Origin of the sequence: Chthonomonas sp., from assembly GCF_035294505.1 — a bacterium.
Lineage (GTDB): Bacteria > Armatimonadota > Chthonomonadetes > Chthonomonadales > Chthonomonadaceae > Chthonomonas.
Genome location: NZ_DATGKU010000110.1, coordinates 1 through 26,060, shown reverse-complemented (window position 1 = coordinate 26,060; position 26,060 = coordinate 1). Strand labels below are relative to the sequence as shown.

Annotated in this window: 20 protein-coding genes, 1 other RNA gene and 1 pseudogene; 8 read left to right on the top strand and 14 right to left on the bottom strand. The window is 55.4% G+C overall.

Annotated features, from left to right (window positions below; genetic code table 11):
• Positions 1 to 24 precede the first annotated feature (24 nt).
• From ffs to VKV18_RS06410, 8 genes are all read right to left on the bottom strand, one after another.
• Positions 25 to 125, bottom strand: an RNA gene (gene ffs / locus VKV18_RS06445) — signal recognition particle sRNA small type.
• Between the two features lie 76 nt (positions 126 to 201).
• Positions 202 to 1,209, bottom strand: a complete 1,008-nt coding sequence (locus VKV18_RS06440) for a MoxR family ATPase (protein WP_324203393.1) — start codon at positions 1,207 to 1,209, stop codon at positions 202 to 204.
• A gap of 4 nt (positions 1,210 to 1,213) precedes the next feature.
• Entirely contained in the window at positions 1,214 to 3,088 is a 1,875-nt protein-coding gene (locus VKV18_RS06435; protein WP_324203392.1) for a hypothetical protein, read from the bottom strand.
• Positions 3,072 to 4,643, bottom strand: coding sequence for an ABC transporter permease (locus tag VKV18_RS06430; protein ID WP_324203391.1), 1,572 nt, complete (start codon positions 4,641 to 4,643; stop codon positions 3,072 to 3,074). Before VKV18_RS06430 ends, VKV18_RS06435 begins: the two co-directional genes overlap by 17 nt.
• Complete coding sequence (locus tag VKV18_RS06425) at positions 4,640 to 5,635, bottom strand: ABC transporter ATP-binding protein (protein WP_324203390.1); 996 nt, start codon at positions 5,633 to 5,635, stop codon at positions 4,640 to 4,642. The genes VKV18_RS06430 and VKV18_RS06425 overlap by 4 nt, the downstream gene beginning before the upstream one ends.
• A gap of 4 nt (positions 5,636 to 5,639) precedes the next feature.
• Entirely contained in the window at positions 5,640 to 6,437 is a 798-nt protein-coding gene (locus VKV18_RS06420) for an ABC transporter permease (protein WP_324203394.1), read from the bottom strand.
• Positions 6,438 to 6,439: 2 nt separating this feature from the next.
• Entirely contained in the window at positions 6,440 to 8,743 is a 2,304-nt protein-coding gene (locus VKV18_RS06415) for a DUF7408 domain-containing protein (RefSeq protein ID WP_324203389.1), read from the bottom strand.
• A 154-nt stretch (positions 8,744 to 8,897) separates the two neighbouring features.
• Positions 8,898 to 9,647 (bottom strand): YebC/PmpR family DNA-binding transcriptional regulator, encoded by a 750-nt coding sequence (locus VKV18_RS06410; RefSeq protein ID WP_324203388.1) that lies wholly within the window; start codon positions 9,645 to 9,647, stop codon positions 8,898 to 8,900.
• Between the two features lie 203 nt (positions 9,648 to 9,850).
• Between VKV18_RS06410 and VKV18_RS06405 the strand changes: the two genes are divergently transcribed.
• Together VKV18_RS06405 and VKV18_RS06400 are read left to right on the top strand one after the other, a co-directional pair.
• The gene (locus tag VKV18_RS06405; RefSeq protein WP_324203387.1) at positions 9,851 to 10,795 is read left to right on the top strand and encodes a UDP-glucuronic acid decarboxylase family protein; all 945 of its coding nucleotides are present in this window, start codon (positions 9,851 to 9,853) and stop codon (positions 10,793 to 10,795) included.
• Positions 10,796 to 10,809: 14 nt separating this feature from the next.
• On the top strand, positions 10,810 to 12,138 hold the full coding sequence (locus VKV18_RS06400) for a thymidine phosphorylase (RefSeq protein WP_324203386.1): 1,329 nt from the start codon (positions 10,810 to 10,812) through the stop codon (positions 12,136 to 12,138).
• Positions 12,139 to 12,167: 29 nt separating this feature from the next.
• Here VKV18_RS06400 and VKV18_RS06395 read toward each other — a convergent pair whose 3' ends face one another.
• Both VKV18_RS06395 and VKV18_RS06390 read right to left on the bottom strand, forming a co-directional pair.
• Positions 12,168 to 13,124, bottom strand: coding sequence for a hypothetical protein (locus tag VKV18_RS06395; protein ID WP_324203385.1), 957 nt, complete (start codon positions 13,122 to 13,124; stop codon positions 12,168 to 12,170).
• Positions 13,125 to 13,127: 3 nt separating this feature from the next.
• Positions 13,128 to 14,561: an asparagine synthase-related protein gene (locus VKV18_RS06390; protein ID WP_324203384.1), complete on the bottom strand. Its 1,434-nt coding sequence runs from the start codon at positions 14,559 to 14,561 to the stop codon at positions 13,128 to 13,130.
• 183 nt (positions 14,562 to 14,744) lie between these two features.
• Here VKV18_RS06390 and VKV18_RS06385 point away from each other — a divergent pair, with 183 nt between their 5' ends.
• Positions 14,745 to 17,048 (top strand): ABC transporter transmembrane domain-containing protein, encoded by a 2,304-nt coding sequence (locus tag VKV18_RS06385; RefSeq protein ID WP_324203383.1) that lies wholly within the window; start codon positions 14,745 to 14,747, stop codon positions 17,046 to 17,048.
• Positions 17,049 to 17,143: 95 nt separating this feature from the next.
• Positions 17,144 to 17,554, top strand: coding sequence for an iron-sulfur cluster insertion protein ErpA (gene erpA / locus VKV18_RS06380; RefSeq protein ID WP_324203382.1), 411 nt, complete (start codon positions 17,144 to 17,146; stop codon positions 17,552 to 17,554).
• 105 nt (positions 17,555 to 17,659) lie between these two features.
• Here the strand turns inward: erpA and VKV18_RS06375 are convergent, their stop codons facing one another.
• From VKV18_RS06375 to VKV18_RS06360, 4 genes are all read right to left on the bottom strand, one after another.
• Positions 17,660 to 18,379 (bottom strand): hypothetical protein, encoded by a 720-nt coding sequence (locus VKV18_RS06375; protein WP_324203381.1) that lies wholly within the window; start codon positions 18,377 to 18,379, stop codon positions 17,660 to 17,662.
• 150 nt (positions 18,380 to 18,529) lie between these two features.
• Positions 18,530 to 19,279: a ribonuclease III gene (gene rnc / locus VKV18_RS06370; protein WP_324203380.1), complete on the bottom strand. Its 750-nt coding sequence runs from the start codon at positions 19,277 to 19,279 to the stop codon at positions 18,530 to 18,532.
• A gap of 26 nt (positions 19,280 to 19,305) precedes the next feature.
• The gene (locus VKV18_RS06365; protein ID WP_324203379.1) at positions 19,306 to 20,502 is read right to left on the bottom strand and encodes a pyridoxal phosphate-dependent aminotransferase; all 1,197 of its coding nucleotides are present in this window, start codon (positions 20,500 to 20,502) and stop codon (positions 19,306 to 19,308) included.
• A gap of 13 nt (positions 20,503 to 20,515) precedes the next feature.
• Positions 20,516 to 21,250, bottom strand: a complete 735-nt coding sequence (locus VKV18_RS06360) for a zinc ribbon domain-containing protein (RefSeq protein ID WP_324203378.1) — start codon at positions 21,248 to 21,250, stop codon at positions 20,516 to 20,518.
• Positions 21,251 to 21,340: 90 nt separating this feature from the next.
• Between VKV18_RS06360 and VKV18_RS06355 the strand changes: the two genes are divergently transcribed.
• From VKV18_RS06355 to VKV18_RS06340, 4 genes and pseudogenes are all read left to right on the top strand, one after another.
• Positions 21,341 to 23,296 (top strand): DUF3857 domain-containing transglutaminase family protein, encoded by a 1,956-nt coding sequence (locus VKV18_RS06355; protein ID WP_324203377.1) that lies wholly within the window; start codon positions 21,341 to 21,343, stop codon positions 23,294 to 23,296.
• A 392-nt stretch (positions 23,297 to 23,688) separates the two neighbouring features.
• A complete protein-coding gene (locus VKV18_RS06350; protein ID WP_324203376.1) occupies positions 23,689 to 24,375 on the top strand; it encodes a hypothetical protein in 687 nt (228 codons plus the stop codon).
• 314 nt (positions 24,376 to 24,689) lie between these two features.
• Positions 24,690 to 25,814: a hypothetical protein gene (locus VKV18_RS06345; protein ID WP_324203375.1), complete on the top strand. Its 1,125-nt coding sequence runs from the start codon at positions 24,690 to 24,692 to the stop codon at positions 25,812 to 25,814.
• Positions 25,815 to 25,841: 27 nt separating this feature from the next.
• Positions 25,842 to 26,060: pseudogene (locus VKV18_RS06340) on the top strand (hypothetical protein); the annotation flags it as partial.

The following is a 26,060-nucleotide window of genomic DNA, read 5'->3' as shown; positions in this document are numbered from 1 at the left end:
GCACTTGAAAGGGCGCAGGGCGCTCAGAGCCGGGTGAACAGGCCGCACCGGGCAGGCTAATCTTAAGGCTGCTTTCTTCCGAACCTGACCTGGTTCGATTGCCTACCTGTGCAGCTGGCCCGGCTCTCAACGCCCTGCGCTGCCAGAACGTAGACACCCTTATTATACTATAATTCTCGGAAAGGCGTCGAAACGGGCACTTCAGACGCCCACAGAAATTTTCAAGGCCTCCTGCGTGTGGGCAATGAGTTCATCAATAATGCTATCCGGCGCAATGCCCTCGGCCTGCCCTTCAAAGTTGAGGAGGATGCGATGCCGAAGAGCCGGCTTAGCTATCTCAACGATATCCTCTATGGCCACGTTGTAGCGCCCTTTGGTGAGCGCACGGATTTTGGAGGCCAGTATCAGCGCTTGAGCGCCGCGGGGGCTAGAGCCGAATCGCACAAACTGCTTCACCATGCTAGGTGCCTCGTCGTTGCTAGGGTGAGTGCCGAGAATAAGGCGTAGGGCGAACTCTTGCACGTTGGGTGCGATGGGTACGGCGCGTGCTAACTGGCGCCACTGCAGAATGGTTGGGCCGTCAAGCACCGGACGTACCGTCTCGGTTTTCTCTCCGGTTGTGCGGTCTACAATGGCCGAAAGCTCCTCGAAGTTGGGCGGATAGACCAGCAGTTTGAAAAGAAATCGGTCGAGTTGTGCCTCCGGCAGAGGATAGGTTCCCTCCATCTCGATGGGGTTTTGGGTGGCCAGCACAAGGAACGGCTCTTCAAGTTTATGAACGACGCCGCCGACGGTAACAGAGCGCTCTTGCATGGCCTCGAGCAGGGCGGACTGAGTTTTAGGCGTCGCGCGGTTGATCTCGTCGGCGAGAAGCACATTGGCGAACACGGGGCCGGGCTGAAAGCGAAATTCCCGTTTCCCATCGGGAGTTTCAGAGAGGATGGTCGTGCCGGTGATGTCGGCGGGCATCAGGTCGGGGGTGAACTGAATGCGGTTAAACTTCAACCGCACCGTTTCGGCAAGGGTGCGTACCAAGAGCGTTTTCCCGAGGCCAGGCACCCCTTCAAGGAGCGCATGCCCACCCATAAAGAGACAGACGAGCGCACCCTCGACAATCTCTTTATTACCGACGATAACCCGCCCGATCTCTGTGCGTATCTCATCGAAAGCTCGCTGGAACTGCTCAACCTGCTGTGTAATATCCGACATCGTTCTACTTTCCTTCTCCGTGGAGGGTATCGAAATAGGCACGTACTTGCTGGCGCAGCGTTACAGGAACATGCTCTTGGTTGAGTACGCTCTCGGCCTGACGCTGGCTTGTGATCACGGCCTGGTAGTAGGGGGTAGCAGCGCTGGCGCCATCCGGGTCCCCTAGAAACTGGATGGAGAGTTCATTGCCCTTTTGGGTACGGGTGCCGAGAATCATGCCGTTTGGCGCATGGCTTGGCGTGTGGGGATGCATGGCGAGGTAGTGGATGAACTCTTGCAGAGAGCCAGCTTTGCCCTGCCCCACTTTACTGCCTTTGCTGTTGGCGATCAGCAAGTGGGCTTTGGTTTTCCCGGGGTCTTTCATGGCAGAGAAGTGTTTGTGACTACCGAAGAGGGCAGCTCCGCTGGGCGAACCGCCCGGAAAAAGCCCAAAACCAGGAAGGCCAATCCCAAATCTCGAGCCATTTCGACAAGCTGCCAAAAGGGACAAAAGCGCCTCTTGGTCAAGAGGACTTATCTGCCACCACGCTCCCGTGCACTCTCCGAAGCACATGCCGGGAATTTGGCCGAGAAGCTTTTTGAGGAATGCCAACTGATCCGAGTTGAGGTTTTGAGAGTTTTGAAGCATTTTGGCGATCTGAGCCAGCTGCTGTGCGGTGCGGTTTAAGCCGGCTTGCTGCAGCGCCTGGGCCAAGCTCTGAAGCTGTTGACCCATTTGCTGGGCGAGTTGCGGGTTGCCCATACTTTGTTGGGCTAGTTGTGATAGTTGCTGCATGGCCTGCTGCATAGCCTCACTATTCTGCGCTTGCAAGGCCTGCTGCATGGCTAGGAGGGCCTTTTGCATCTTCTGCAGGCTGGCCAACTCCTTTTTTAGCTGTTGCATCTGTTCCGCATTTTTCTTGAGGGCTGCTGAACTGTTTTTCTGGACGCCTTTTTGTTGGTGATTGGGTTGCCCATTACGGAGGGCGTTATTGGGATTGGTCGGCTTCACCTGCTGGTTTGCCGCCATCTGTTGGAGGGCCTGCCGGCGCTGTTGGAGTTGCTGATCCAGTTTTTGAAGCGACTGCTTCAGCTGTTGAGCGGCCTGCTGGGCTTGGGCGGCGTTCTTCTTTTGCGCGGCCTGTTGGCGCTGCTGTTCTGCCAGCTTTTGGGTAAGCTTATGCATGGCTACCATGGCATGGACTTTATCCAGTTTGCCCTCACGCATCTTTATCCCCAGCTTTTTTAGCTCTTCTGCGGCCTGCTTGGTCATCGGCAGATGCTTTTTGGTGGCCTCCTTTTCCGCCTGTTGTGCCAGACGCACAATGCGAATGCCCTCCTTCTTCACCTCACTCATTTCGGCTTTTTTCTCTTTTGACCAGAACAGCGGGAGGGACGGCAACAACGTAACCCCGGCCAGCAGTGCCAAGGCCAGCAGGCTGAGCCAGAAGGTACGTGGGATGCGAAGCGGATAGATGGCTTTCAGGTTGACATCGGCGGCATGGCGCTCGGCGTCGGCACGGAGTGCCGGATAGAAGGGGGAAGAGGATGCCGACTCGGTGGTTTCGAGCGCAATCGCGCTGCTGAGGCGCTCTTTGAGATCGGCGCGCTGCTCGGTAAGGCGGGCTACGGTAAGGGCGGAGAGACGAGGGAGCAGCGCAAAAGCCGTACCGATGAGCAGGCCGAGAAGGATAGGGCCGAGTTCCATCCAAGGGGAGGGTGGTAAAAGGCGCAATTTGCCGGCACCTAGAAAGAGAAGGGCAAGCCAACTGCCAATGCATAGCCCGGTCGAGCCGAAGCGGAGTAGCCGTGCCGCCCGGATGCGCCACGTCGCTTTGCGGAGAAGCACATGAAGCGCTGAGGGTGCGTAGCTGGGCGAGAGATTAGCTTGTAGGCTCATGAGGAACCTCCGACAAGTTCACAAATTCTGGTTTTTGAGAGATGCGATGCCTGCGCAGCAGGAGCCAGCAAAGAGTTAGCGAGACGACCCCAATAAGCACCCATGCAATGGTGACGTTGAAAAGGGCGTTAAGATCGAGATTGCGTGGGTTTTGGAAGAGGAGATAGCTGGGCAACAGTTGAAGAACGGCCTCACGTAGGCCGGGAAATGGCAGCAACCAAGGAATGCCGAAGCACAGCCACACTGCGAGTATAGCAAAGCGCTGCATATAGAGAGAGAGGAGCAGGCAGGCGCATGAGAGGCCGAGAAGGTAGGCAAAGGTAAGCCCCAGAATCGGCAATAAAACAGATTGTGGTCCAGACACCGCGGTTATCACGTTGAAAAGGCCGTGCAACCAGCCGAGATAGAGGAAGACTGTAAGAAAGGCCACGAGGGTGAGGATGGTGACATAGCCGATACCCGATGCAGGATAGGCACGACGCAGGCCGCGCCACGTCCAACCGGAGAGGAGATAGCGGCCGAAGCCCAGTTTGGCGATATCTTCTGGGTAGAGCGCTCCGGTGGCACAGCAGGGTATGAGAATCAGCAGGTAAGAAGACCATATGCCGGCAAATTCGCTTAAGAGGGGGTTCAGCGACGTTGAGAGCGTATTGGGTAGGCCCCGCAGCGTGCTAAGGCCTAGACCTGCGGGCATGGCCATGTTTAAGCCGACCCCATGCACCTGAATCCGCACGGTAGAGATGATGAAAAGGACGTTCAGCAAAAGGAAAAGCAGGCGCGGCCACCCGGCATGATCGGCCGGATCGGCATGGAGGCGAGACCAGGTAACCGCATTCATGCAGAGAGAGGCAGGAATGGCGATGAGGAACAGGTATTCGAGGGCGAGTTTGAAAAGCAAGCCCTCGTTGGCGGTAATGGTAGAAGCAAGAGAATAGGTGGTGACATAGGAAAAACTGTAGAGGCTGAGCGGAACCGCAGAGAGATAGGTGAAGATAGCGGCCTGCGCTGAAGTTTTGGCGAGGGAAGACCACATAAGTCCTAGGGCGCTGCTAAGCAGGCTAAAGCTGATAAGGAAAATATAGTAGGTCGCAATGTGGGTGCTAGAGACGCCGCCAAATAGGAAGCAGATGGACACTATGGGCAGGCTGGTGGCGATCATCAGTAAGATAAAGGCGGTGGAGGAGAGCAGCTTGCCGTAGACGATGCGAGCGCGTGAAAGAGGGGTGGTGAGCAGGAGGTCAAGCGACTGCTGCTCTTTTTCTTGTGCTATCGAGCTGCTGGTAATGGCGGGGATTATAAAAAGAATAAGGAAGAACTGGACGGTAATGGTGGTGTAGAAGATGCTGCTGCTCATTTCGTGGGCGGCGCGCAGGTGGCCTGTTGTTGGGGAACTGAGCCGTAGCAGAAGCGCCCAGTAGGTAAAGAGCACAAAAAGCACGAGAATGAGAAGGTAGCCAAACAGAATCCAGTAGGCACGTGTCCCCCGCATGCGCGTGCGCATTTCGCGCACAAGCAGCGGTTGATCGGTAAGAGCCGCCAACACGTTTCGTATCATGCCACTTGTCCCTTTGTGAAGCGCAAGAACACATCTTCGAGGTCGGTCTTTACAGGATGGAAGGCGCGAACTTTTACTCCTGCCTGCACCAGGGCGGTTAGCACTTCGTATTCGCCTTCGGGTGCCCCGATGTAGCCAATGCGCAAGGTACCCCGCTGCGGAGGCGGGGTAGAGGCATCTCCATTCGCACTCTCCATTCCACAGCGTTGCACGGAGTGAACCCACTCCGGCATGTTGTGCAGCAGTTGCTCGGCTATTGGCAACCCGTCTGCGATGGTGATCTCGATGAACTGCTGGCCGCGTATCTGGCGCGCGATCTGCTGTACCTCTCCGGCCACCACCATCTCGCCGCGCTCAATGATGCCTATTTTATTACAGAACTCCTCCATCTCCGGAAGGATATGGGAAGAGACGATGATGGTTTTGCCCATAGCTTGCAACTCTTTAAGCAGTTCCTTCAACTCGATGCGAGCGCGTGGGTCAAGACCGGAGGCAGGTTCATCCAGCAGTAGCACCTTGGGATCGTGGATAAGCGTTTTCGCCAGGCAAAGCCGTTGTTTCATCCCTCGCGATAGCGATTCGACATACGAATCCTTCTTATCGGTAAGATCGGTAAGCGCCAGCACGTCGTCAATGATGCCTGTGCGGCGTGCTTTGGGGATGCGGTAGGCGGCAGCAAAGAAGTCAAGATACTCCCACACCTTAATATCATCATAGACCCCAAAGAAGTCGGGCATATAGCCGATGACTTCACGAACGGCATCTGGCTCGGTAACAACGTCATGGCCTGCGATGAGCGCGGTGCCGGCTGTGGGTGGGAGAAGGGTTGCCAGAATTTTCAGCGTCGTGGTTTTACCTGCCCCGTTCGGGCCGATGAAACCAAAGATATCGCCCTGTTCCAGCTCAAGATCGATCCCTTTAACGGCATGGAGCTTTTGACGCCCCACGCGGTAGACCTTTTCCAAGCCTTTCACCTGCACGATAACCGTCATGAATCTATTCCCTATGGCGTCGCAAATTATAGATAATATGATAGATCATTAATAGTCCTACGATAAGATAGATGAGCAGACCGATGCCAAGCTGATAAAGGTGATCGCGTGGCTGTTCAAAGAGCAAGCTAAAAAGATAGAAGGGGTTCAGCCAGAGCCAAGGTTGTTCTAAGGTGCTGCTTGATGTTCCGGATGAGATGTTGGACAGCGCAAGCGCAGCGGCGGTTAAGAGAGCGGTGCCAATGCTCAAGACCCCTATAAGAACGGTGTAGGACACGATCTGCGCATAGAGCGTGCGACTGAGGCTCCAGGACGCATAGAGGCTTAAGGAGACGAAAAAGAAAGTAAAAATGAGCAATGTAAACAAGGTGAGAAAGAACATGCCGTTTGCATAGTACCCGAGCACAAGGGCGATGAGAATTTCCAACGGCAAAATAATTACGATGGGTAAGAGAAAGACGGTAAGACGACCCAAAAGCTTGCCAAGCACGATTTCGGAGGCTGTAAGCGGGGTCATGAGCAGCAGGTCCCAAGTCTGCTGCTCTTTTTCACGTGAGAAGGCGTTGGAAGCATAAGCGGGCGCAGCGAAGAGCACGAAGACAAACTGCGCCCATACCAGAATATCCCATAGGAGGTCTGCATCGGAGTTATTGGCGCCTGCGCGTTGGATCAACTCATTGATCATACGCAAGTAGACGGCGATGAGAAAAACAGACACCATTATCAAAATACCAATGCGGGCGCCGCGGTGCTTCGGGAGTCGAATGCGCATCTCACGCAGAAAAATGGGGTTCTCCAGCACGATCAACGTCCTCCACCGAAAGGCATTGTTGAGGGGTTCAGTTGGCGGCTACGCGGAATGTCGGACACGGGTTGTTCCGAAAACGGGGAGATGCCCGGGAAATTGCCAGGCGCGTTGGATGGCGGTGGGAGATGAACACACAGCAGCGAGGCTTCATCGCCCCCCACCTTTTTACCATCTATCTGGGCTGGGACCACGGGTTCATCGAGCCAGGCCGTAAGCAATAGAGAGGCCCGACCAAAACCATCCGCCGACAACATGTTTGAGGCAACGCCAAACGAGAAGGGCGCGATAAAGGGATTAGAAGTGCCCGTGCCGGCCAAAAGGTTGGAGAGCGCTTGGAGAAGGAGTTGCTTCTGTGGGTCCGCATGGGGTAGAGGCGGTATGGAGACATAGATCGCGTTTGTCCACCAGTTGTTCGATACCACCAAGGGAGGTAAGTTCAACGTGATATGTGCTGTGTTGTTCGGCGCTATATCCCCAATGGAATAGGATTGGTGTAGCAGGGAGACTTCAGCATTTTTGAGGGCGAAACGGGTTCCATTATGAACGCTTAGCTCAATTTTATTCGAGGCATACCAACGGGCTGTGGAGACTACACTGCCCTCTAGGGGCAGTTCAAACGGGGCTTCAAAGTTGCAGGTGCTCCAAAACGGCACATGCACATCTCTCAGTTGTACACCGGCGTCATCCACAACGAAGGTGGCGGAGTTAGGAATAAGGGAGGGATCGGAGATCGCCATAAGATAAGGGTAATAGAGGCGATTATTGGCGTCGGAATTGGCCGCGGAGAGGTCGAGGCTTACATTGTGCGCGCTGGGCAGATAGAGCGCCATTTGTGTCAGGCCGTAGGCCCGATCGGAACCGGCCTGAGTTTCCAACACGGCGACGCGATTGAAGGAGACGATATGTGCGCGTGTGCTAGCCCCGATGGCGTAGGAGCCAACTGAGAACAACACAATGATGGCCGGGGTCGTTAGCCAGGCCAGCTCTTTACGGTCGAGGCGTTTCAGCACCAGATAGTTGATAGGAACAAGCAGGAGGACATAGCCTAGGGTAAACAGGGCGATGAGGCTGAGCGAGGGGAGTTGGGTGATACGTGGGTTGGCCAGCGCATCGAGAAGTTGATCCATAAGGTTGGTTGAGCCGGTCCACACACCGTCATTGGCGAGTATCTGCACGGGGGAGACCTCGAAATTGCCGCAGAGGAGCAGGTCGCGCCAGAAGGAGGTTGCGGCAGGCCAAGTTGTGAAGGCGGGGTCCATATAGTCAAACGTTGTAAAGAGCACGATGCCGTTGCCATAGGGGCGTTCGAGCACGAGGGGTGCTCCTTGCTGGTCGGCGAGGAGCACCTTGGCATTCGGTTGCAGTTTGCCGGTTGTAAGGGCAATGGGGTGCTGGAGCGACAGCGGTGTTTGATAGCGTAGAGCCAGCGTGGACAGTTGCTTGAGAGTGCGAATGCCGTTAGGGATAAGAGGAAAGAGATCGTGAAGGGGGCAGCTTTTCAATCGGTTGATATCGGGGCCACCGGAGACGATGAGCGTTCCGCCGGAGCTTACAAAGCCGCGCAGAGCATCCACCTGGGCCTGAGTGACGCTGTTTTCAAGGTCGAGATCGCCGAGGGCGACCGCGTCTACAGGGGCATAAGCTTGCGGAGAGGTGGGCAGCAGGGGGGGTGAGGCCGTTAGCAAGGTGATGGGGTTCATCATGGCACTTGCATTGCCGGAACCGAGAAGCATATTCCCCAAACCGCTTGCATCCTGGCCGTGATGGATGATGTCGAAAAGGTGATTGGCCAGAAAGTGCAACGCCGCAGGGTGGGAATCGAGCACAAGCAGGTTATAGGAGATACTGCTCAACGGTACGGAGAACGGCACCGATTTGGGGCCGGCTAAAACGTGCCCATCCTGCACGAGTTGCACCGTTATCTCCTGTTTGTCTGGAGAAGGGATAAAAGGGTTATCCAGTTTTAGAGGAGAGAGGTCAACGGAGAACGTCTCGGTCTGATCGAGAGGGCCTCCGGCAAACAGCAGCTTGCGGATGTAGGTATCTTGGTGGTCGCCACGTCGCACGATGACCTGCAGTTCGGTCGCTCCATTTGGGGCGGTTCCAACCATGTGAACGGCAAGCGGGTTCCAGGAGTGGGGGCGAAAGTAGGCGATGCCGCCGGCAAACGAACCGAACCCGAGCAGCGGCTGCAGGGTAATGCTGGCCGAAGCGGAGAAAGGCAGGCACAACCCCAGCCACAGCAGCCCGAAGACTGCGATATGAAATGGGTGTAAGTAGGCAATGCGTTTCGGGGCCATCGCCCCCTCCCTCATCCTTATGGTAAGTTTGCCGGCGGCCAACTCATAGGTAAAGGCCTCGCAAGAAAAAGATAGAGGCCTGCAGCGCTCTGTTGTTTAAAAGATAGACGAGGGGTGAAGGCAGAGCGTTTCGCTTTTTTGCAATGTTGCCGATTCACCCCTCGGTGGCCTCTAGTACCTCATCGGCGATATCGAAGTTGGCGTAGACGTGTTGAACGTCGTCGTCCTCTTCAAGGCGTTCTAGGAGGCGAAGCATCTGCTGGGCCTCTTTTCCTTCAAGGTGAACCAAGTCGAGCGGCTCCATCGTGTATTCGGCACGCAACATGGGGATGCCGGCATCTTCGATGGCTTGGCGCACTTTAGCAAAATCTTCCGGTTGGGTTACGATCTCGTAATTCTCTTCATCCGTGCGCATATCTTCCGCGCCGGCCTCAATGGCAAGGGCGAAGAGGCGGTCTTCCTCAACGGCCGTGCGTGGAATGACAATAAGCCCAACGGGCCTAAAACGATAGGAGACCGATCCCGATTCCCCCATGCGTCCGCCGTGTTTGTTGAAGATGCTGCGCAAGTTGGCCACAGTTCGGTTGCGGTTATCGGTGGCACACTCCACCAAAATCGCCACACCTCCAGGGCCATAGCCCTCGTAGGTAACCTCCTCGTAGGCTTCGCCTTCTAGCTCTCCGGTACCGCGCATGATGGAGCGGCGAATGTTCTCTTGGGGCATGGAGTGTTCGCGAGCTTTTTGAATGGCAAGTCGCAAACGGGTGTTCGTTTCGGGGTTCCCTCCACCGGTTTTCGCCGCGATGATGATCTCTCGGGCAAGTTTGGTGAAAAGGTTCCCACGTTTTGCATCCTGCGCGCCTTTGCGCAGGCGAATGTTATGCCATTTGGAATGTCCCGACATAGTGAAATCGTTCTCCTTACTCATGAAACCGCCGAGCACGGCGATAAGGTGCTCGCGGATTTCTCATCAAAAAAGACTTAATCGCAACTCGGATTATATCACAAACGCCCTCTGAGGAACAACTTCTCTTTGGCGTAGACGCCCTCTTGAAAGAGGCTGGGGTATACTGCCGTAGAGATCGTTTTGGAGAGGTAACCCATAGTATGCCGCGTGCATTAGTGACGGGTGGGGCCGGGTTTTTAGGCTCACACCTCTGTGATAGGCTCCTTGCCGAGGGATTTGAGGTGATCGCGATGGACAACCTGATCACCGGAAACACCGATAACATCGTTCATCTTTTGGACAACCCCCATTTTCGGTTTGTGCGTTACGATGTGACCGAATATCTGTATATTGATGGGCCAATAGACTATGTCTTTCATCTTGCCTCTCCGGCAAGCCCGGTAGATTTTCCCACCAAGCCCATCCAGATCATGAAGGTAAACGCGCTGGGCACGCACAAAGCGCTTGGGCTGGCCCGCGCCAAAAACGCCGTTTTCTTTCTTGCTTCTACCTCCGAGGTTTATGGAGACCCATTGGTTCACCCTCAGAGTGAGGAGTATTGGGGCAACGTGAACCCTGTGGGCATTCGCGGAGTGTACGACGAATCCAAACGCTATGCCGAGGCGCTCACGATGGCCTATCATCGTTATCATGGGGTGCCGGTGCGCATTGTGCGCATCTTCAACACCTACGGGCCGCGCATGCGTCTCGACGATGGGCGCGTGGTGCCCAATTTCGTTGGTCAGGCGCTGCGGGGCGACCCCATCACCGTCTACGGCGATGGCAAGCAGACGCGCTCTTTTTGCTACTGTTCGGACCTCATCGAGGGTTTTTGGCGGTTGGCCATGTCGGATTTAACGGGGCCTATCAACATTGGTAACCCCACAGAGCGCACCATTTTGGAGTTCGCGCAGCTCATCAAACAGCTTACAAATAGCAAGAGTGAGATCGTTTTTGAGCCACTTAAAACTCCCGACGATCCCAAACAACGTCGTCCAGACATTACAAAGGCCCGAACGCTTTTGGGTTGGGAGCCTAAAGTGGGATTGGAGGAGGGCCTGCAGCACACGATTGCCTATTTTGCAAAGAAGCTCGGCCTTAGTTAAGAGAGGGGAAGCCCGTGCGCACGGTGGAGTTTATCGCTAAAAAACGCGATGGCGGGGAGCACACGGAAGAAGAGCTGCGCGATTTTATCGGTCGGGTAACCGACGGCAGCCTGCCCGATTACCAGATAAGTGCATGGCTTATGGCGGTGTTTCTGCGCGGCATGACCATGCGGGAGGTTCGCGCGCTCACCCGTGCCATGCGCGATTCGGGCGAACGGATAGACCTTTCCGACATGCCAAACGGTCCTACGCTCGACAAGCACAGCACGGGCGGAGTTGGGGATAAAACGTCACTTGTGGTGGTGCCATTGCTGGCAGCCGCCGGCATCCCCGTTTTGAAAATGAGCGGTCGGGGGCTGGGCTTTTCCGGGGGCACCATAGATAAGCTGGAGGCCATCCCGGGGTTTCGCACCGCCTTAAAAAGCGAGGAGGCAAAGGCGCAGGTGCGCTCCATAGGGTTGGCCATTCTCTCTCAATCGTCCCAACTGGCGCCGGCAGATGGCAAACTGTATGCCCTGAGAGATGTTACCGCCACGGTCGAGTCGATTCCGCTTATCGCCAGCAGCATCATGAGCAAAAAGCTTGCCGGAGGAGCCGAGCGCATTCTGCTGGATGTGAAGGTGGGAAGCGGCTCTTTTATGAGGGAGCTTGAGCAGGCGAGGGCGTTGGCAGGCACATTGGTAACGATCGGGGTTCAGGAGGGGGTGCCAACGCAAGCGGTACTTACGGATATGGAGGAGCCTCTGGGGTGGACGGTAGGGAACGCCTTAGAGGTAGAGGAAGCCATTCGCGTTTTGCAGAGCCCCGAAACTGCGGAGCCGCGTTTTTTGGCGCTCTGTTTAGGACTGGTGGCGCATGGGCTGCTTGTATGCGAACGTGCGAGGGACGCAGAGGAAGCACAGACGACGGCAGAACAACTGCTGAGGTCGGGCGTCGGCGCGGCCAAGCTGGAGGCCATGATTCGCGCTCAGGGAGGGCCAAAGGATTTGGACGCGGCCCTAACCGTATTGCCTCGCGCCCCCATCACATGTTGGATAGAGGCGCCTGAGGAAGGTTTCATTACCGCCCTCGATGCGCGTGCCATAGGGCTATTGGCTGTGGCTATGGGGGCCGGACGCACCACAAAAGAAGATAGGGTTGACCCTTCGGTGGGAATCGTGCTCCATAAAAAGCGCGGCGCTTGGGTTCGTGCTGGCGAACCGCTTGCAACGCTTCATCTCAAAGCCGAATCGGCGTCGCAAAAAGAGCATTTCAAAGCGCTGCTGCTATCGGCCTATCGTTTTGGGGCTGCGCCTCCAGCTTTGCCTTCAAGTCCTATACTGGAGGTTCTATCCTCTTCTTGAGGCACTGGTTGCCCTCGCTTCGATGATGGCTATGCACAGCAATGGCACGACACAGGGGGCGGCGGCTGCTGCTCTCGATTCATTGCGGCCAGTCGTGTGATGCGCGCCGAAGCGCATGCGCAGGTTGCCAAGCGCTCAATATCCCAAAGGTCTACGAAAACGCGCCCCTGTTTCCGCTGTAACCCCTCTTCGAGCAGCCGTTCTAGAATTGGAAGCGTTGGCGGGGTGTATGCGCCCTGGGCCGCGAGCGCCTCCATGGCGCCGTTGCCTCCACGTGTCGGTATGAGGCAGCAGGCAGTGGCCCCCTCTTCAAAGGCCATCTCCATAGAACGAACGACCCATTCGTAGCCCTCTGTCTCATCCAGAAAGGGGGGGAAAACCAGCAGAAAGACCCGCAAGGCGATGTGATGAGCGCGGAGAAAGCGAGCAGCCCGTTGAAAATCCTGCACCGTCATCCGCTTATTAAGGCGTTCGAGCACAAGCGGATGCGCTGTTTCCAAGCCGATGGCCACTTCCAACTTACCCGCAAGCCCTTCCTGAAACGCAAGGCAGCGTTTTCCCAAAAAGGCGGGATGGCTCTCCACGATCACACGCTCGAAAGGAGCAAGCAAAGCAAGTAGGGCATCGTCGTCCGATGGAGGAATGGCATGGGGATCGAAGAAGCTGCCGGCGTTATAGAGTTTGATCTGTTTTGCCGGTGGTAACCGTTCGAGCGCCCATCGAATCTGGGCGGGTATAGCCCCTTCCGGCACCGGGGCATCGAGCGTGTTTTTCCAGAGATCGCACATCAGGCAACGGAAGGGGCACTCTTTGTTGGTGAGAAAAACCACGTTGGTGGAGGCCAATGTACCCTCTGGACTGCGCTCCTCTTCATGAAGCCATGCATAGGGCTGCCATGGGTCAAGGCGGTTCTTCGGCCCACGCAAGCTCGCGATCCAGCGGCTTCGATCTGCCGGCCGTTCGGGGTAGCCGTGTATGGTTCGCATGCTCTATCGGTTCAAAGACGGCAGCGGGATGCTGGTATCGTTACCGGAGATTCGCTCTGTGGGGTCGTCCCAAACGTCCTTGAGTCGCTCTTGCCATTGGCGCAGGAACACTTGACGGCACCAGCCTTTGCCCACACGCCAATGGCGATAGCTGTCGCCGCTAACCCCATCTTGGAATCGGCGTTTCGGAGGAGTAGGCATATCCACCCCGATGAGGGCGCGAATGCCGGCGCGAACGACTTCCGCTTTAAGGTTGTATAGACGCTCTACGTCGTTCCCGATAAGTTTTGAGAAGGGAATCGCGGTAGAGGCTGCGATGACCGAACGAACCGTGTAAGGCGAAAAGGCATGAAAGCCATAGCGCACTGCGGGGGCAAAAGTGCGGACGTACGAGCGCGAAAGCCCACCAGAGTAGGTAAGGCTATGTTTGATGGCGTCTACGCCCCAACCTTCCTGGTAGAGCAACGGGTTACGCAGCACGCTGGAGAGGGTGAGGTCGGAATCCTCCAAAGGATAGTCTTTCAAATTTTCGTCGCCCCCGTCGCCATCTAGCAGATATTTCAGGTGCGGGTAGCGTTCGCGGATGCCTTCTAGAAGGCAGATACTCATGGCAGCACACTGGACATCGAGAGGATGGTAGTCTTCGATAAGCTGAATGGCCTCCTCTAGATTCACGCGCGAGGCATCACGTGCAATCGGCTCCCAGATATTGCGAAGCCCCAGTTGCGTCACGATCTGTTCAGCCTGAACGGTATCGGCACCTCCACCGAGGTCGAGGGTAAAGGCGCGTAGATTTTGGGGATTACGCCCCAACTCTTCGAGGGCATGATAGGCCATGAGGAGCACGGAGGTGCTATCTACGCCACCGGAGAAGGCGATGGCGACCGGCTCCTGCGGTGGCAGTGTGCCAAGCCAGTGCTTAAGTGCCTGATAAGCGGCCTGCACATAGGCTTCCCCGCACGCCTCGATGGAGGCAGGCCCGGTCTCGATAGGCGGGTGAAAGAAACGGTGGTAGCGGGGAGCGGGATCGGGGCAGCCGATCTGCTCGATCTCGATGAGGTAGTGGGCAGGAACCATGCGGGTATAGAGGGGATCGAACTGCCAGCCGATTTTATGTTCTCGGCACCACTCAAAAATGCGGTCTATGCGATCGGCCACGATCAGAAAGGGGCCGTGGAACATTTTGGCCACAAAGTAGCGCAACGGAACGCCTATCGTTCTTGCCAAGCGGACGGTCTGTCCCTCGCGGGCGACCACGGCAAAATGGCCATCGGTTTCGGCAAGTGTTCTCACGTCGCCTGTGCGTACGGCCTCTTGCACCTCGGAAAGCGTTTTGCCGGTGAGTCCGACCTGCTGAGGGCCGGTTAAATCTACCAAGCGCTCTATACCGGTAAGCATGTTGGCTGTAAGCTCCTCGATAACGTTTTCATAAGCCATTTCGCCATCGGCTCTGTTCTTTCCTGCATCTGAGAAAACTCATCTGTTCGGCAGATGAGGAATACACGGCGGGTGGCGTGGAGAAAAACCCTTTTTGGATACAAAACTTTCGATTTAACGAACCAAATCGGACATTGAAACGTAGTATCATGAAATGAACCTAATTCGGAGAAGCGCGTAGCGATGCCGATACTCGAAACGCTGCCGGAAGAGGTCGAAAACAGTTTGCGCGCCCTACGCGCCGGCGACCTAAAAGACGAGCAAGCGGACGAAACTTTACAAAAACTTCTTTCCTCCGACACCGGTCTCCCTGGCACAATAACCCCGCGCATCACCTTCGCCACCGATCTCAACGTTGCAGGCGAGTTTGCCACCGAGTGGTTGGTAGTAGACGACACACACATCTACGTTTTTGCCCCGGATGGCGAAGGCTCGGCGGAGATACGCTATGCCATCCCCCTGTCGAGCGTGCGCCGTGTATCGGCGGAGATGCAGGTGGGCAACGGCCTCATCGAGCTAGAGACGGATACGACGGTTATCCCGTTGTTACGCTATTCTCTCTCGGTGGTGGCGGAGGCGAACGCCATTGCGCGTCAGCTCAACGCGATGGTCAAGGGTGAGGAGCCTCATTTAGAGGCGCTGAAAGAGACACGCAAAAAGTTTTGCCCACGTTGCCACCGTTTGTTACCGCCGGAGACGGAGGTCTGCCCTGCCTGTATTGACAAGCGGGCAACGCTCATTCGGCTGTTCAGTTTTCTCGCACCCTATAAAGGGTTGGTGGCTTTGGGGCTGGCGCTTCTGCTCTGTTCCACGGTCACCGACCTCACGCCCCCTTACATTGTTGGCCGTATGGTGGATTTGCTAATCCGCCAGACTCGTGCCAACGATCATCGCCTCTTGCCGCTGGTGATGTGGGTTTTGTTGCTCGCCAGTATGCGGGTGCTAAGCGCCGCGATCAACTATGGCCAGCAGCGCCTGAATCCGTGGCTTGGCGGGCGGGTAAGCATGGATATCCGCATGGCGCTTTTCCGCAAGCTGAGCCAGTTTTCTTTGGGGTATTACGATAAGCGAAGCACCGGCTCGGTGATGTCGCGCATCACCAACGATGCCGATAACCTATGGGATTTCATCACGGGCGGCATACCGTGGCTTGTTTCTAACACGCTCACGTTGGTGGGCATAGGCCTCGTTCTTTTTCGCATCAACTGGCAGTTAGCCCTGCTCATGCTCATTCCGGCGCCGTTCATCTTCTTCCTTACCCGCTGGTTTATGCCGCGCGCTCGCGCCCGATTCCATGTGGTGTGGCATCGTATCAGCAAGCTCTACTCCGCCCTCAATAGCGCCATATCGGGCATTAAGGTGGTGAAGGCTTTTGCCCAAGAGCATCGGGAGGTGGAGCGTTTTCGACGCCGCGCCGATGCGGTGTTCCGCGCAAGCTTTGAGGCGAACGCCTTTCGCGCCACCTACTGGCCCCTGCTGGGGCTGCTTATGAGTGCGGGTTCCTACATCATCTGGATTGCGGGCGGCAGCAAGGTGCTGCAGAACCACGGCATCATGACCATCGGCGAGTTGACCATGTTCAACGGCTACCTTATGCAGTTCTATCAGCCGTTTATGAACTTTAGCCAGGTGATGGATTGGTCTACCCGTTCCATGACGGCGGCCGAGCGTGTGTTTGAGATTCTCGACACCGAGCCGGATATTCGCGATAGCGAAAACTCGGTGCCGATGCCGACGATGCGCGGTGAGGTGAAGTTTGAGAACGTCTCCTTCACTTACGATAAGGCGCATTACGCGCTTGAGAACTTCAATCTTGAGGTGAAGCCGGGGGAGATGATCGGCCTTGTAGGGCATAGTGGGGCCGGGAAGACCACCATCATCAACCTGCTATCGCGCTTCTACGATGTAACCGAAGGGCGTATTACGATAGATGGTGTGGATATTCGGGATATTCGGCTTGAGGACTATCACCGCCATTTCGGCATCGTTCCTCAGGAGCCGTTCCTATTTCCCGGAACCATCCGCGACAACATCGCCTATGCCCGTCCGGAAGCGACCCCGGAGGAGGTGATGCGAGCCGCAAAAGCCGCCAACTGTCATGAGTTTATTCTGCGTTTCCCCGACGGTTACGACACGCAGGTAGGCGAGAGGGGGCAGCGCGTTTCCGGCGGCGAGCGCCAGCGCATCTCCATTGCACGTGCCATTCTGCACGACCCCAAAATCCTGATTCTAGACGAGGCTACAGCTAGTGTGGATACGGAGGCCGAAAAGCAGATTCAAGAGGCTATTACCCGCTTGGTGGAAGGACGCACGACCTTTGCCATTGCCCACCGCCTCTCGACATTACGTAACGCCGATAGACTTGTGGTATTGAAGGAGGGCAAGATGGTCGAAATGGGCACGCACGAGGAGCTGATGGAGAAAGACGGGGTTTACGCTAATCTGGTGCGGATTCAGTCGGAGATCAACAAACTTCGGGCCGTCTAACGTTGCATTTTTCCGCGTCTCTAACGTAAAATGATATTAGTGCACACACAAAAGCTTCTTTTCGGAAGCTGTGTTGGAAAGGATAGGGAGTTCGTATGGCCTCTATAGATACTCCGGTTAATCCCGGGATCGTGCTAACCGAGCGAGCCGCTCAGGAGATTCGTGGTCTGTTGGAAAGTCAAGGAAAGGCCGATGCCGCTTTGCGCGTTTTTGTGCAGGGCGGTGGGTGCTCCGGCCTAAGCTACGGCATGGCCATTGACGATGTGGTGGAGGAGGACGATTTCGTCTACGACTGCCATGGCGTTAAGGTGGTGGTAGATTCGCTTAGCATTCAGTATATCAAAGGCTCCTCCATAGACTATGTGGAAGACGTAATGGGCGGCGGTTTCAAAATTGATAACCCCAACGCCATCCGTACCTGTGGCTGTGGCAGCTCCTTTGCCACCGAGGAGGCGGGTGAGGGCGATGCCGATAGCGGCTGTGGCCCCGGCTGCGGTTGCCACTAGTTGGCGTTATCCGAACGTTGGCAAAACCGGATCGAGGGCGCCTCGGCGCCCTCGATCTTTTTAGGTCGGATGCTTCCTTTGCGTAAAGCCGCAGATAGGCGAGGGCTAAGGGCGCTGTCGCCGCAAACCTCCTAGCAGGCTGCTTAACAATATCGTCGTCAAGAGGATCGTAGACCCATCCATTTCCGGCACGGTGGCGCTAAAGGCGTGCACCAGATAGTGGAAGCCGTTTGCCTGGCTTGGGTTCACCCCGCCATTTGCCAAAATGTTGTAGGGGGATAGAACGACGGAGCCATGACGAGAGGTGAAGGGCGCATAAGGGCCGGCCGGCGGGTTGTGCATAACGTCGAAAACCGGCCCGAGGCTCGGATCGAGTGGATTCGGGGCGGTTGAGGCCAGAAAGCCCGATCCAAACGGAGTGATGGGCGAATAGGCCTGCTCGTTGAAGCTCCAATAGCCGGCCACTTCGTCCACAAAAGCGGTTTTCTGAAAAGGGTAGAAAAGGTCATAGCTCCAGAGCTTGGTTGGGTCGCCGGCCAGCGGCCCACCGTTGGTTGTTTCGATGTCGAGCAGCAGCCACTCCGAGTTCGGCGAGATAACATGGATCGATTCGGTGATCCGCAGCTTCCCATTGTCGGCGGAGAGGGTGGTGGGCGATTGGCTAATAAGGAATGTGGATGTAAAGTTATCCGGAGCGTTTTGGGCATTGAGGGTAAAAGTGCCTCCTCGTTGAAAGACCTGTGACCAGGCGAGTTGCGATGCGGTGAGCAGGCAGAGCGTAAGGAGGAGCGTTGCGCGTGATCGCACATAAGGGTACAGCTTCATTTACTTCTTTCCGTTCATAGAGTTTGGTCTGCCGCAGCCCGAAAGCGTGGTTTATGCGGCGAGATACCAATATCATTTTAACATACTTCAAATCGCTGATGAGCGTAACAAGCAGGCAAACATAAAGCTAGAAACAAAAAACCGGCAATTTTACGTGTTTTTGTTATCGCTTTCAATTTGGCTCCAGTGTGCCAATGCCGCACGGGCGGCTTCCTGTTCGGCCTCTTTTTTGCTTTTGCCTACGCCGTGCCCCAACGGGCGCCCGTGCAGCAGCACCTCGGCCTCAAACGTCTTATCGTGGTCGCTTCCATACTCCGTGCGAATGCGGTAGACCGGAGTAAGACGATATTGAGCTTGGACTAGCTCTTGGAGGGTGGACTTATAATCGCGGCGATGGCTCTCTTTTATGGCCTCTTGGATGATGTCGGCCATGGCCTTTTCCACGAACTTTTTGGTGGCGCGCAGGCCGCGGTCGAGGTAGAGTGCGGCCACGATGGCCTCGAAGGCATCGGCCAAAATGGCACGCCCTCCTCGACCCTCCAAAATGGATTCGGGATAGGCAACAACGACGAACTCCTCGATGCCTAATCGTCGTGCGGCTTCGGCGAGGGCCTGCTCGCTAACGGCATAGGCCTTTGCTTTGGCGAGAATGCCTTCTTTAACATCGGGGTGGTGTTTGAAGAGCCATTCCACGACGATGAGGCCGATGATGGCATCCCCAAGAAACTCCAGTCGCTCGTTGCTTTGAAGCTGATGTGAAGACACGGCAGAGCGATGCGTAATGGCCTGTGCGAGCAGTTCCTTTCGACGAAAATCCACCCCTAGTCTCCGCTCAAGCTGTTGTAGTTTCTCTATAGGCAAGACGTTGCTATTTTCCGTAAGCTGTTCGCTATCCGTCATGAGGCCTTATCCTCGATCTCGCGCTCCTACTCCAGTTTGCGGATGGCATGAGCCATTCGTTCCAGACCTTTCTCGATCTTTTCCATTGAGGTGGCATAAGAGAGGCGAATATGGGTGTCGGAGCCGAATCCGGAGCCGGGCACCACGGCCACACCGGCTTCATCAAGGAGATATTCGGCTAGCGCATCCGAAGAGGGTATCACCTTGTTGCCCGCTTTGCGTCCGAGCAGGGCCGAGATGTCGGGGAAGGCATAGAAAGCGCCTCCCGGCATGGGGCAGTGAATGCCGGGTATGGCGTTTAGGCGCTCCACCATGGCGTTTCGCCGTGCCTCAAAAGCCTGTCGCATCTGCTCCACCGGCTCCTGAGGCCCGATGAGAGCGGCAACCGCGGCCTTCTGGGCGATAGAGGTGGGGTTGGAGGTGGACTGATCTTGTAGTCTGCCCATAGCGGCGATGAACTCTTCGTTTGCCGAAGCCACATAGCCGATGCGCCAGCCCGTCATGGCGTAGGCCTTAGAGCAGCCATTCACGGTGATGGTATATTGAAAACTTTCGCTTCCTAAAGCCGCCGGGCTAACGTGCTGGCGGCCATCGTAGATTAGCTTCTCGTAGATTTCGTCACTGATGAGATAGATTTGGTGTTGAATACACAACGACACGATCTCTTTTACCGTTTGGCGTGACGCCACAGCGCCGGTGGGGTTGCAGGGTGAGTTGAGCACAATGGCGCGCGTGCGTGAGGTAATAGCCTCGCGGAGCGCTTCACGGGTCGGCATAAAGTCGTTTTTAGGGTCGGTTTGTACGAAGACGGGAACGCCCTCGGCAAGTTTTACCTGTTCCGGATAGGTAACCCAATAGGGGACGGGAATGATCACCTCATCGCCCGGGTCGAGCAGGGCCTGCATGATGTTGTAGAGGGAGTGTTTGGCGCCACAAGAGACGATGATTTGGGATGGTTTGTAGTGCAGTCCATTGTCGCGCGCCAGTTTCTCGACAACGGCCTGTTTGAGGTCGGCATCGCCGCTACTGGGCGTGTATTTCGTGTAGCCGGCCTCTAGGGCGGCAATGGCAGCCTGTTTGATATGTTCTGGGGTATCGAAATCCGGCTCTCCGGCGCCAAAGCCTATCACATCCTTGCCTTGTGCGGCCAGCGCCTTTGCGCGGGCGGTAATGGCTAATGTAGGGGAGGGAGCGGTGTTGCGTGCTCGCTGCGAAATGTGCATTCCATTTTTCCTTTCATGAAAGAGTATTGAGCAGGGCAAGCCCAATGATAAACAAAACGAGATAGCCGATAACGGCCCACAGCCCGGCACGTTGCCACTTTTTCTGAACATCGAGAAACGTTTCCGGATCGTTGTAGCGGCCACTTTGCCGAGCTATCTGCATGCCGCAGAAGCCATAGTAGAGGCGGAACCCGAACCAGAGGAGTACCCAAAGAGTGAAGAAGACGGCCAGCATGTCTTCGGCCGCGCTGTTGGAACGGAGACCAACGGCGCATCCTAGCGCGATCAGAAAGAGCGCGTTGAAAACGACGCTCGTAACCACATGCGCGCGAAGCCGGTGGCTCCATGCCCAAAACAGAGTAAGAAAGGCCGCTCCCCAGTGCCAGCCTGCTAAAACCGAGGTGTCGAGGCGACTTGTTGCGACGCGCGAGGCCATGAAGCTGGGAACCACCACGAGATAACGCGTACAGGTGGGGTCGTCAGGGTCAACCACCATCCCACGAGGGGTATGACATTGGGGACAGGCAAAGTTGCGAGGCGGCAGCGTGGCACCACACACAAGGCAGCGTTCTACCGCATAGGTTGTGGGGTACATCGCGGCGGGGTTAGGCATGGCGCTCTCCGAGCTGGGCTGTGTTCTGGGCTGGGGAGTACCGGCTGTTGGTGGAGAGACCTGCAGCGTGGCGCCACAATAGGGGCATGTTGATGCGGAAGCCTCGATCTCTTGTCCACACTGTTGACACCGCATGGCTCTCTCCTCGTAAAAATTATACCAGCCCTACGGCCACCGATCGGGGGGTAAGCAGGAGAACACCAACAGAAAGGCGAATTCAGCTGCATGAAACGGTCTCATGTTATTTTAGGTGTCTTGGGGTTGATGGCATGGCTGCAGGTGGCTTTCGCCCAGTCGCCACCGACCGCAAGCGCGCCCACGCTCGATGCGACGCTTCGGGAGGCGTTGCGCACGGCTCCCGATCCGAGCCGATGGCCTAACTGCCACTATGTGAAACTGCTGGATTTGGGCGAGCTTACCGTGAAGCCGGATGGCACGACCATAGGAATCTATCGGGAGACTTACAAACTATTCGATCGGGCCGCGCGCTCGTTGGCCGAGGTGCATCTGCCGTTTAACAGCAGCTTCCAGGAGTTGACCCTCATCTCGGCGCGTACGATTGAGCCGGATGGAAAGGTGCTGACGGTTCAGCCGGATGCCCTGCGCCAAGAGGGTGTGGCCAGCGACTACCCGATGTATGACGATGCGATGTCCATCGGGTTTTCTATGCCCGGCATCCAAGACAACTGCGTTATAGACTATACCTACAAGATCGTCACCCATCCCACCCTTTTGCCAGGGCTTGTAACGGCCTATTGGGGGTTTAACGATGTATTTCCGGTGATGCTAAGCCGTTACACCCTCCATGTGCCGGTGAGCATGACAAACCTCCGAGTCCGTCTGCATCATATGGATGGTGTTAAGACCTCCGAGACGATCTCGAAAGATGGGCACATCAGGACACTAACCTGGCAAATGGGGCCACTCGACCCCATTCCTGTCGAGGCGGCCATGCCGGCCGTTGGAGATGTGCGTGCGTGGATGGAGGTTTCCAACCTGCCGGATTGGCAGGCTATTGGGCGCTGGTTTTACGGGCTATGTACACCGCAATGGCAGCCAGACGATGCCATCAAGCAAAAGGTGGCGCAACTCGTTACCGGCCTCACTTCTCCTGAAGCGCGTGCAAGTGCGATATATCGGTGGGTAACCGATCACGTTCGCTATGTGGGGCTAGAGTTTGGGCTTTCGGCCTACAAGCCCCATGCGGCCACCGAGGTGTTCCGTAATCTTTATGGGGACTGTAAAGACAAGGTTGTTCTCCTAATCACCATGTTGCGGTTGGCGGGCATAGAGGCACAGCCGGCTTTGCTTTATGCCGGCAGGTTACGCCCTCTCACGGCGGATCTGCCCTCGCTAACCGCTTTTAACCACTGCATTGCGCTCGCATCGGTAGACGGGAAGGCCGTTTGGATGGACCCGACGGCGGAGGACTGCCCCTACGGAGCGATTCCAGATGCCGATCAGGGGGTGCAGGCTCTTGTCGTGACGAAGGATGGGGGAACTTTGCAAACCGTTCCCATAGGCACCCCGGAGCAAGAGGGAGCCGATTTTCTTCTCACCATCGTTTTAGGGGAAAACGGAGCTGCGACGGTTACCGAGAAGGCGACCTTAGAGGGGGATACGGCTCGGAGCGTAAGAGGCACCTGGCGAGACTTGACGGAGGAACGCCGAAAAACCTTTGTTTCGCAGATCGCTCGGCGGTTCGGAATCGCCGGCGAGATCAGCGAATGTACGCTCTCGGAGAAGGCCCCGGTACAGGATGCACTCGGCCTCGATTTTCGTATACAAGCTGCCACTGTGGGGCGAGATGCGGGCAATCTCCTTTTACTGCCGGCGTTTTCTTCCCTGCTCGGCCAAGAGGACAATCGTCCCTATTCCGACCCGAAGCGGGTTTGGCCTGTTGTCATCGAGCACCCCTCGCACCTTACCGACATCGTCTCGATCGCTTTACCCAAGGGCTATCGTGTGTTACATCTGCCGGCGTCGGTTCATATCGAGGGGCCTTTGGAAATCTATGAGAGGAAGGTGACGCTCTCTAAGGACGGTAGCCAGGTCACGATCTCCGACCGTTTTGTACAACGGAATGGAGAGGTGCCTGTGACGGACTATGTGAAGGAGCAGCAGTTTTGGGCACAGGTGGCCCAGGCTTTGCAAGATACTCTTGTTTTGCAAAAGCCGTGAGCGGGTGAATATCCGAAGGCACGTTTGATGGGAAGCTCTGCCGGTCGTTTTGTGGAGGCCGTCCGTTTGTATGCCTTCCGCTCTTTCTTTATTCAAGCGCCGAGCAGCACGCGCGAAAATTGACGAAAAAAATTTTTTGCAACCCCTTGACAGTCGCATAAATCTTTGTTATAATCTTTCACAGATGTACCCTTCCGACGTCCGCTTGGCGCCTGGAACCGGTCCCCATCGGCAAAAGGGGCTTGCACAGGGTGCCCTCCATAACCCCCCTGTAAGCCCGTTCTATCGTCAGGGCCTCTTGTGAGGCCGAGTGGCTTCCTTTCATAGGAAAGCCGGCTTCTCAATTAGCTATTGCTACTTTCCTCATCCAGCAGGGAAAGGAGAAACGACAGATGACACGCCGACCGGTTCGTTCGTTGGGAATGCGCTTGGCCAGTTTGGCCACAGCCGCCCTGTTCCTCTGGATGGGCGGAGGGCACCCGGCTAAGCCTGCACCAATCAAACCAAACAAGTTCGTTCCGGCGGTAAACCTGGATGAGCTTTATGACCAAGAGACCGCCAAGGAGTCCGCCAAGCGATGGGAGTTTCGTGGGCATTGGAAAGCCGGCAAGGACTACGCACAGTGGCTTGATGACATCCACGGAGACGAGAGCACCCTGCACCGTTTTGCCTCTCCTGATGGGCGTTACGTGGCTGCTGTGGTTATTGGGGAGGCTGAAGTAAATTACCTTGCCGTTTTTGCGAAGGAGCCTTCAGGGGGGAGTTCGTCTCTCCCCTCCTTCAAGCTGATGATGACGGTTTCTGATGTGACGGCCTTGGTGTGGGAACCGGATGCGGGGCATCGTTTATGGTTCAGTTGTAGCGGTATCTACGGCGATCCTATCATCGGTTTGTGGGAGGGAGGAGAACACTATCGTGTGTTGCGCCGTCTACCGGATAATGATAAAGCTGCTTACATGTTCGTCCTGCTTTCGGTACGTGCGGACGGGAGGGAAGCTCGCTACAAGTATATAGTAATGCCTCTAACATCAAAGCATGAGACTTATCATTATGGTGTCCTGCGCTTATCTCATGTTTGAGAGTCCATGAGGGAGTGCGTGGCCCGTGCCAGGCAGAGGAGTTCTCATCTGTCTGGCTTGGTTTTGTTAAGTTGCTTGGTCTCTCTATTCTAAAAGGGGGCAATGTAAAGCGCCGATATGCCTTTAGTGTAGTTGGATGGGCAAGGCTTCGTTTCGACAGAGTTCTATGGTGCCTTTGGATACCGAGTTTCGACGGATAAACTCCCAACCCATTCGGGGACAGAGATGAGTGGAGCTGTTGCACTGATATGGCAACCGAGCTAGTCGCTTTATCTTACCATTAAGTAAAAAATATCTAATAGAGTGTCGTGTTAATGAATAACAATATTGTTCAAATAATCAAATATGCATGGGCACTCATGACGCTGGTCTATCTTTCTAGTTCCTGCCCGCATGTTAATAGGAGATACGACCAAGTGTCTAAAACTTGTGTGCCCCAAGAACATGTTTTTTCTGGTTGGCACTTACCTTCTGATGCCTTAAGGGAGATCGCCTGGTATGACTGGAAATCCGACCATACTTTGCTTTTTGTGCTTTTGGACTATCTTTCCAGTGGCCGTCGCAAAGTGTCTCTGTGGAGCTTTTCTAACCGTACGCATACAAATGTACGCATCCACTCACGTTTAGAAAACTTTCTCACGCAACAAGTAGATTTTCCAGAAGACATCATCATGTCACCGAATCATCGAGAGCTTCTGTGTCCTGTTGGGTGTGTAGATGAAGACGCAGTGGCTATTGTTAGTCTGTCTTCAGAAACCATCCGCTTCTATACCTATCTTCCTCATGGTGTAGACTTTCTAATAGGATGGTGGCCAAATAGCCGAGGTTGGCTTTATCGGGATGCATACAACCGGATTTACCTCGTCTCTGTAACAAAAGGGGGTCCTCAAAAGGTGAGCTATCTATTGCGGGATGACGCCAGTCCTAAGTGGAAAGCATTGTCTGAAGCAAGCGTCCAAGAACAGTTTCAAGTTCTTCCCAAAGCAACAAAGTATCTGCTAAAGGCCGCTGTCTATAATCTTCCACATGAGGATACATGCAACGGCAACGGAGGGCACCTGATCTATTTCGTCTGGTACCCCCTGTGTCAGCGACTCTATGGTCACGGTGCAACACGTTCGCGTCTAATAGATTTGGGAAAGAGTTGGTGTGCGTTAGAGATAAGTCTATCACCGGATGGGAAATACGTCGCTTTATTAGTAGAAAAAAACGAACAGAGTTCTTATCCAAGCTTATGGAGGGTTTTAGTGGGTAAGACGTCAGAGGGTGTCATGCACAGTGTGGGGAGTTGGCGAGGTAATCTGTATCCTTACCATAACATGGAAGGAGGTTCCGTGCTTAGATGGAGCCTCGATGGGAAACATCTAGGAGTATTACTTGAGGATAAAAGAGATAACGGAGTGGCCTTATACATTCTGAATGTGCCTAAGTCTTCTTAGGCTACTTGGTCGAGCTTTCTTCATGTAATGAAGGGTAATTCAAACGTCAACGATGTGCCTTTAGTGGAGTTGGATGGGAAGGGCAATGTGGTGGCGGTGAACACGTTTGGGGCAGATGGCCTCGTGTCACGGCATACGGGTAGTGGGGATGTATTTTATGTGTTTGACGGTTTGGGGAATGTGTGTCAGCGTTTAGATGGTTTAGGGAATGTGCTGAGTAGCTCGTTTTACGACGGTTATGGGCAG

Bases quoted from the DNA above. Each gene is read 5' to 3' on its own strand.
- VKV18_RS06440 (WP_324203393.1), bottom strand. From the start codon at position 1,209: ATGTCGGATATTACACAGCAGGTTGAGCAGTTCCAGCGAGCTTTCGAT.
- VKV18_RS06435 (WP_324203392.1), bottom strand. From the start codon at position 3,088: ATGAGCCTACAAGCTAATCTCTCGCCCAGCTACGCACCCTCAGCGCTT.
- VKV18_RS06430 (WP_324203391.1), bottom strand. From the start codon at position 4,643: ATGATACGAAACGTGTTGGCGGCTCTTACCGATCAACCGCTGCTTGTG.
- VKV18_RS06425 (WP_324203390.1), bottom strand. From the start codon at position 5,635: ATGACGGTTATCGTGCAGGTGAAAGGCTTGGAAAAGGTCTACCGCGTG.
- VKV18_RS06415 (WP_324203389.1), bottom strand. From the start codon at position 8,743: ATGGCCCCGAAACGCATTGCCTACTTACACCCATTTCATATCGCAGTC.
- VKV18_RS06410 (WP_324203388.1), bottom strand. From the start codon at position 9,647: ATGTCGGGACATTCCAAATGGCATAACATTCGCCTGCGCAAAGGCGCG.
- VKV18_RS06405 (WP_324203387.1), top strand. From the start codon at position 9,851: ATGCCGCGTGCATTAGTGACGGGTGGGGCCGGGTTTTTAGGCTCACAC.
- VKV18_RS06395 (WP_324203385.1), bottom strand. From the start codon at position 13,124: ATGCGAACCATACACGGCTACCCCGAACGGCCGGCAGATCGAAGCCGC.
- VKV18_RS06390 (WP_324203384.1), bottom strand. From the start codon at position 14,561: ATGGCTTATGAAAACGTTATCGAGGAGCTTACAGCCAACATGCTTACC.
- VKV18_RS06385 (WP_324203383.1), top strand. From the start codon at position 14,745: ATGCCGATACTCGAAACGCTGCCGGAAGAGGTCGAAAACAGTTTGCGC.
- erpA (WP_324203382.1), top strand. From the start codon at position 17,144: ATGGCCTCTATAGATACTCCGGTTAATCCCGGGATCGTGCTAACCGAG.
- VKV18_RS06375 (WP_324203381.1), bottom strand. From the start codon at position 18,379: ATGAAGCTGTACCCTTATGTGCGATCACGCGCAACGCTCCTCCTTACG.
- rnc (WP_324203380.1), bottom strand. From the start codon at position 19,279: ATGACGGATAGCGAACAGCTTACGGAAAATAGCAACGTCTTGCCTATA.
- VKV18_RS06365 (WP_324203379.1), bottom strand. From the start codon at position 20,502: ATGCACATTTCGCAGCGAGCACGCAACACCGCTCCCTCCCCTACATTA.
- VKV18_RS06360 (WP_324203378.1), bottom strand. From the start codon at position 21,250: ATGCGGTGTCAACAGTGTGGACAAGAGATCGAGGCTTCCGCATCAACA.
- VKV18_RS06355 (WP_324203377.1), top strand. From the start codon at position 21,341: ATGAAACGGTCTCATGTTATTTTAGGTGTCTTGGGGTTGATGGCATGG.
- VKV18_RS06350 (WP_324203376.1), top strand. From the start codon at position 23,689: ATGACACGCCGACCGGTTCGTTCGTTGGGAATGCGCTTGGCCAGTTTG.
- VKV18_RS06345 (WP_324203375.1), top strand. From the start codon at position 24,690: ATGAATAACAATATTGTTCAAATAATCAAATATGCATGGGCACTCATG.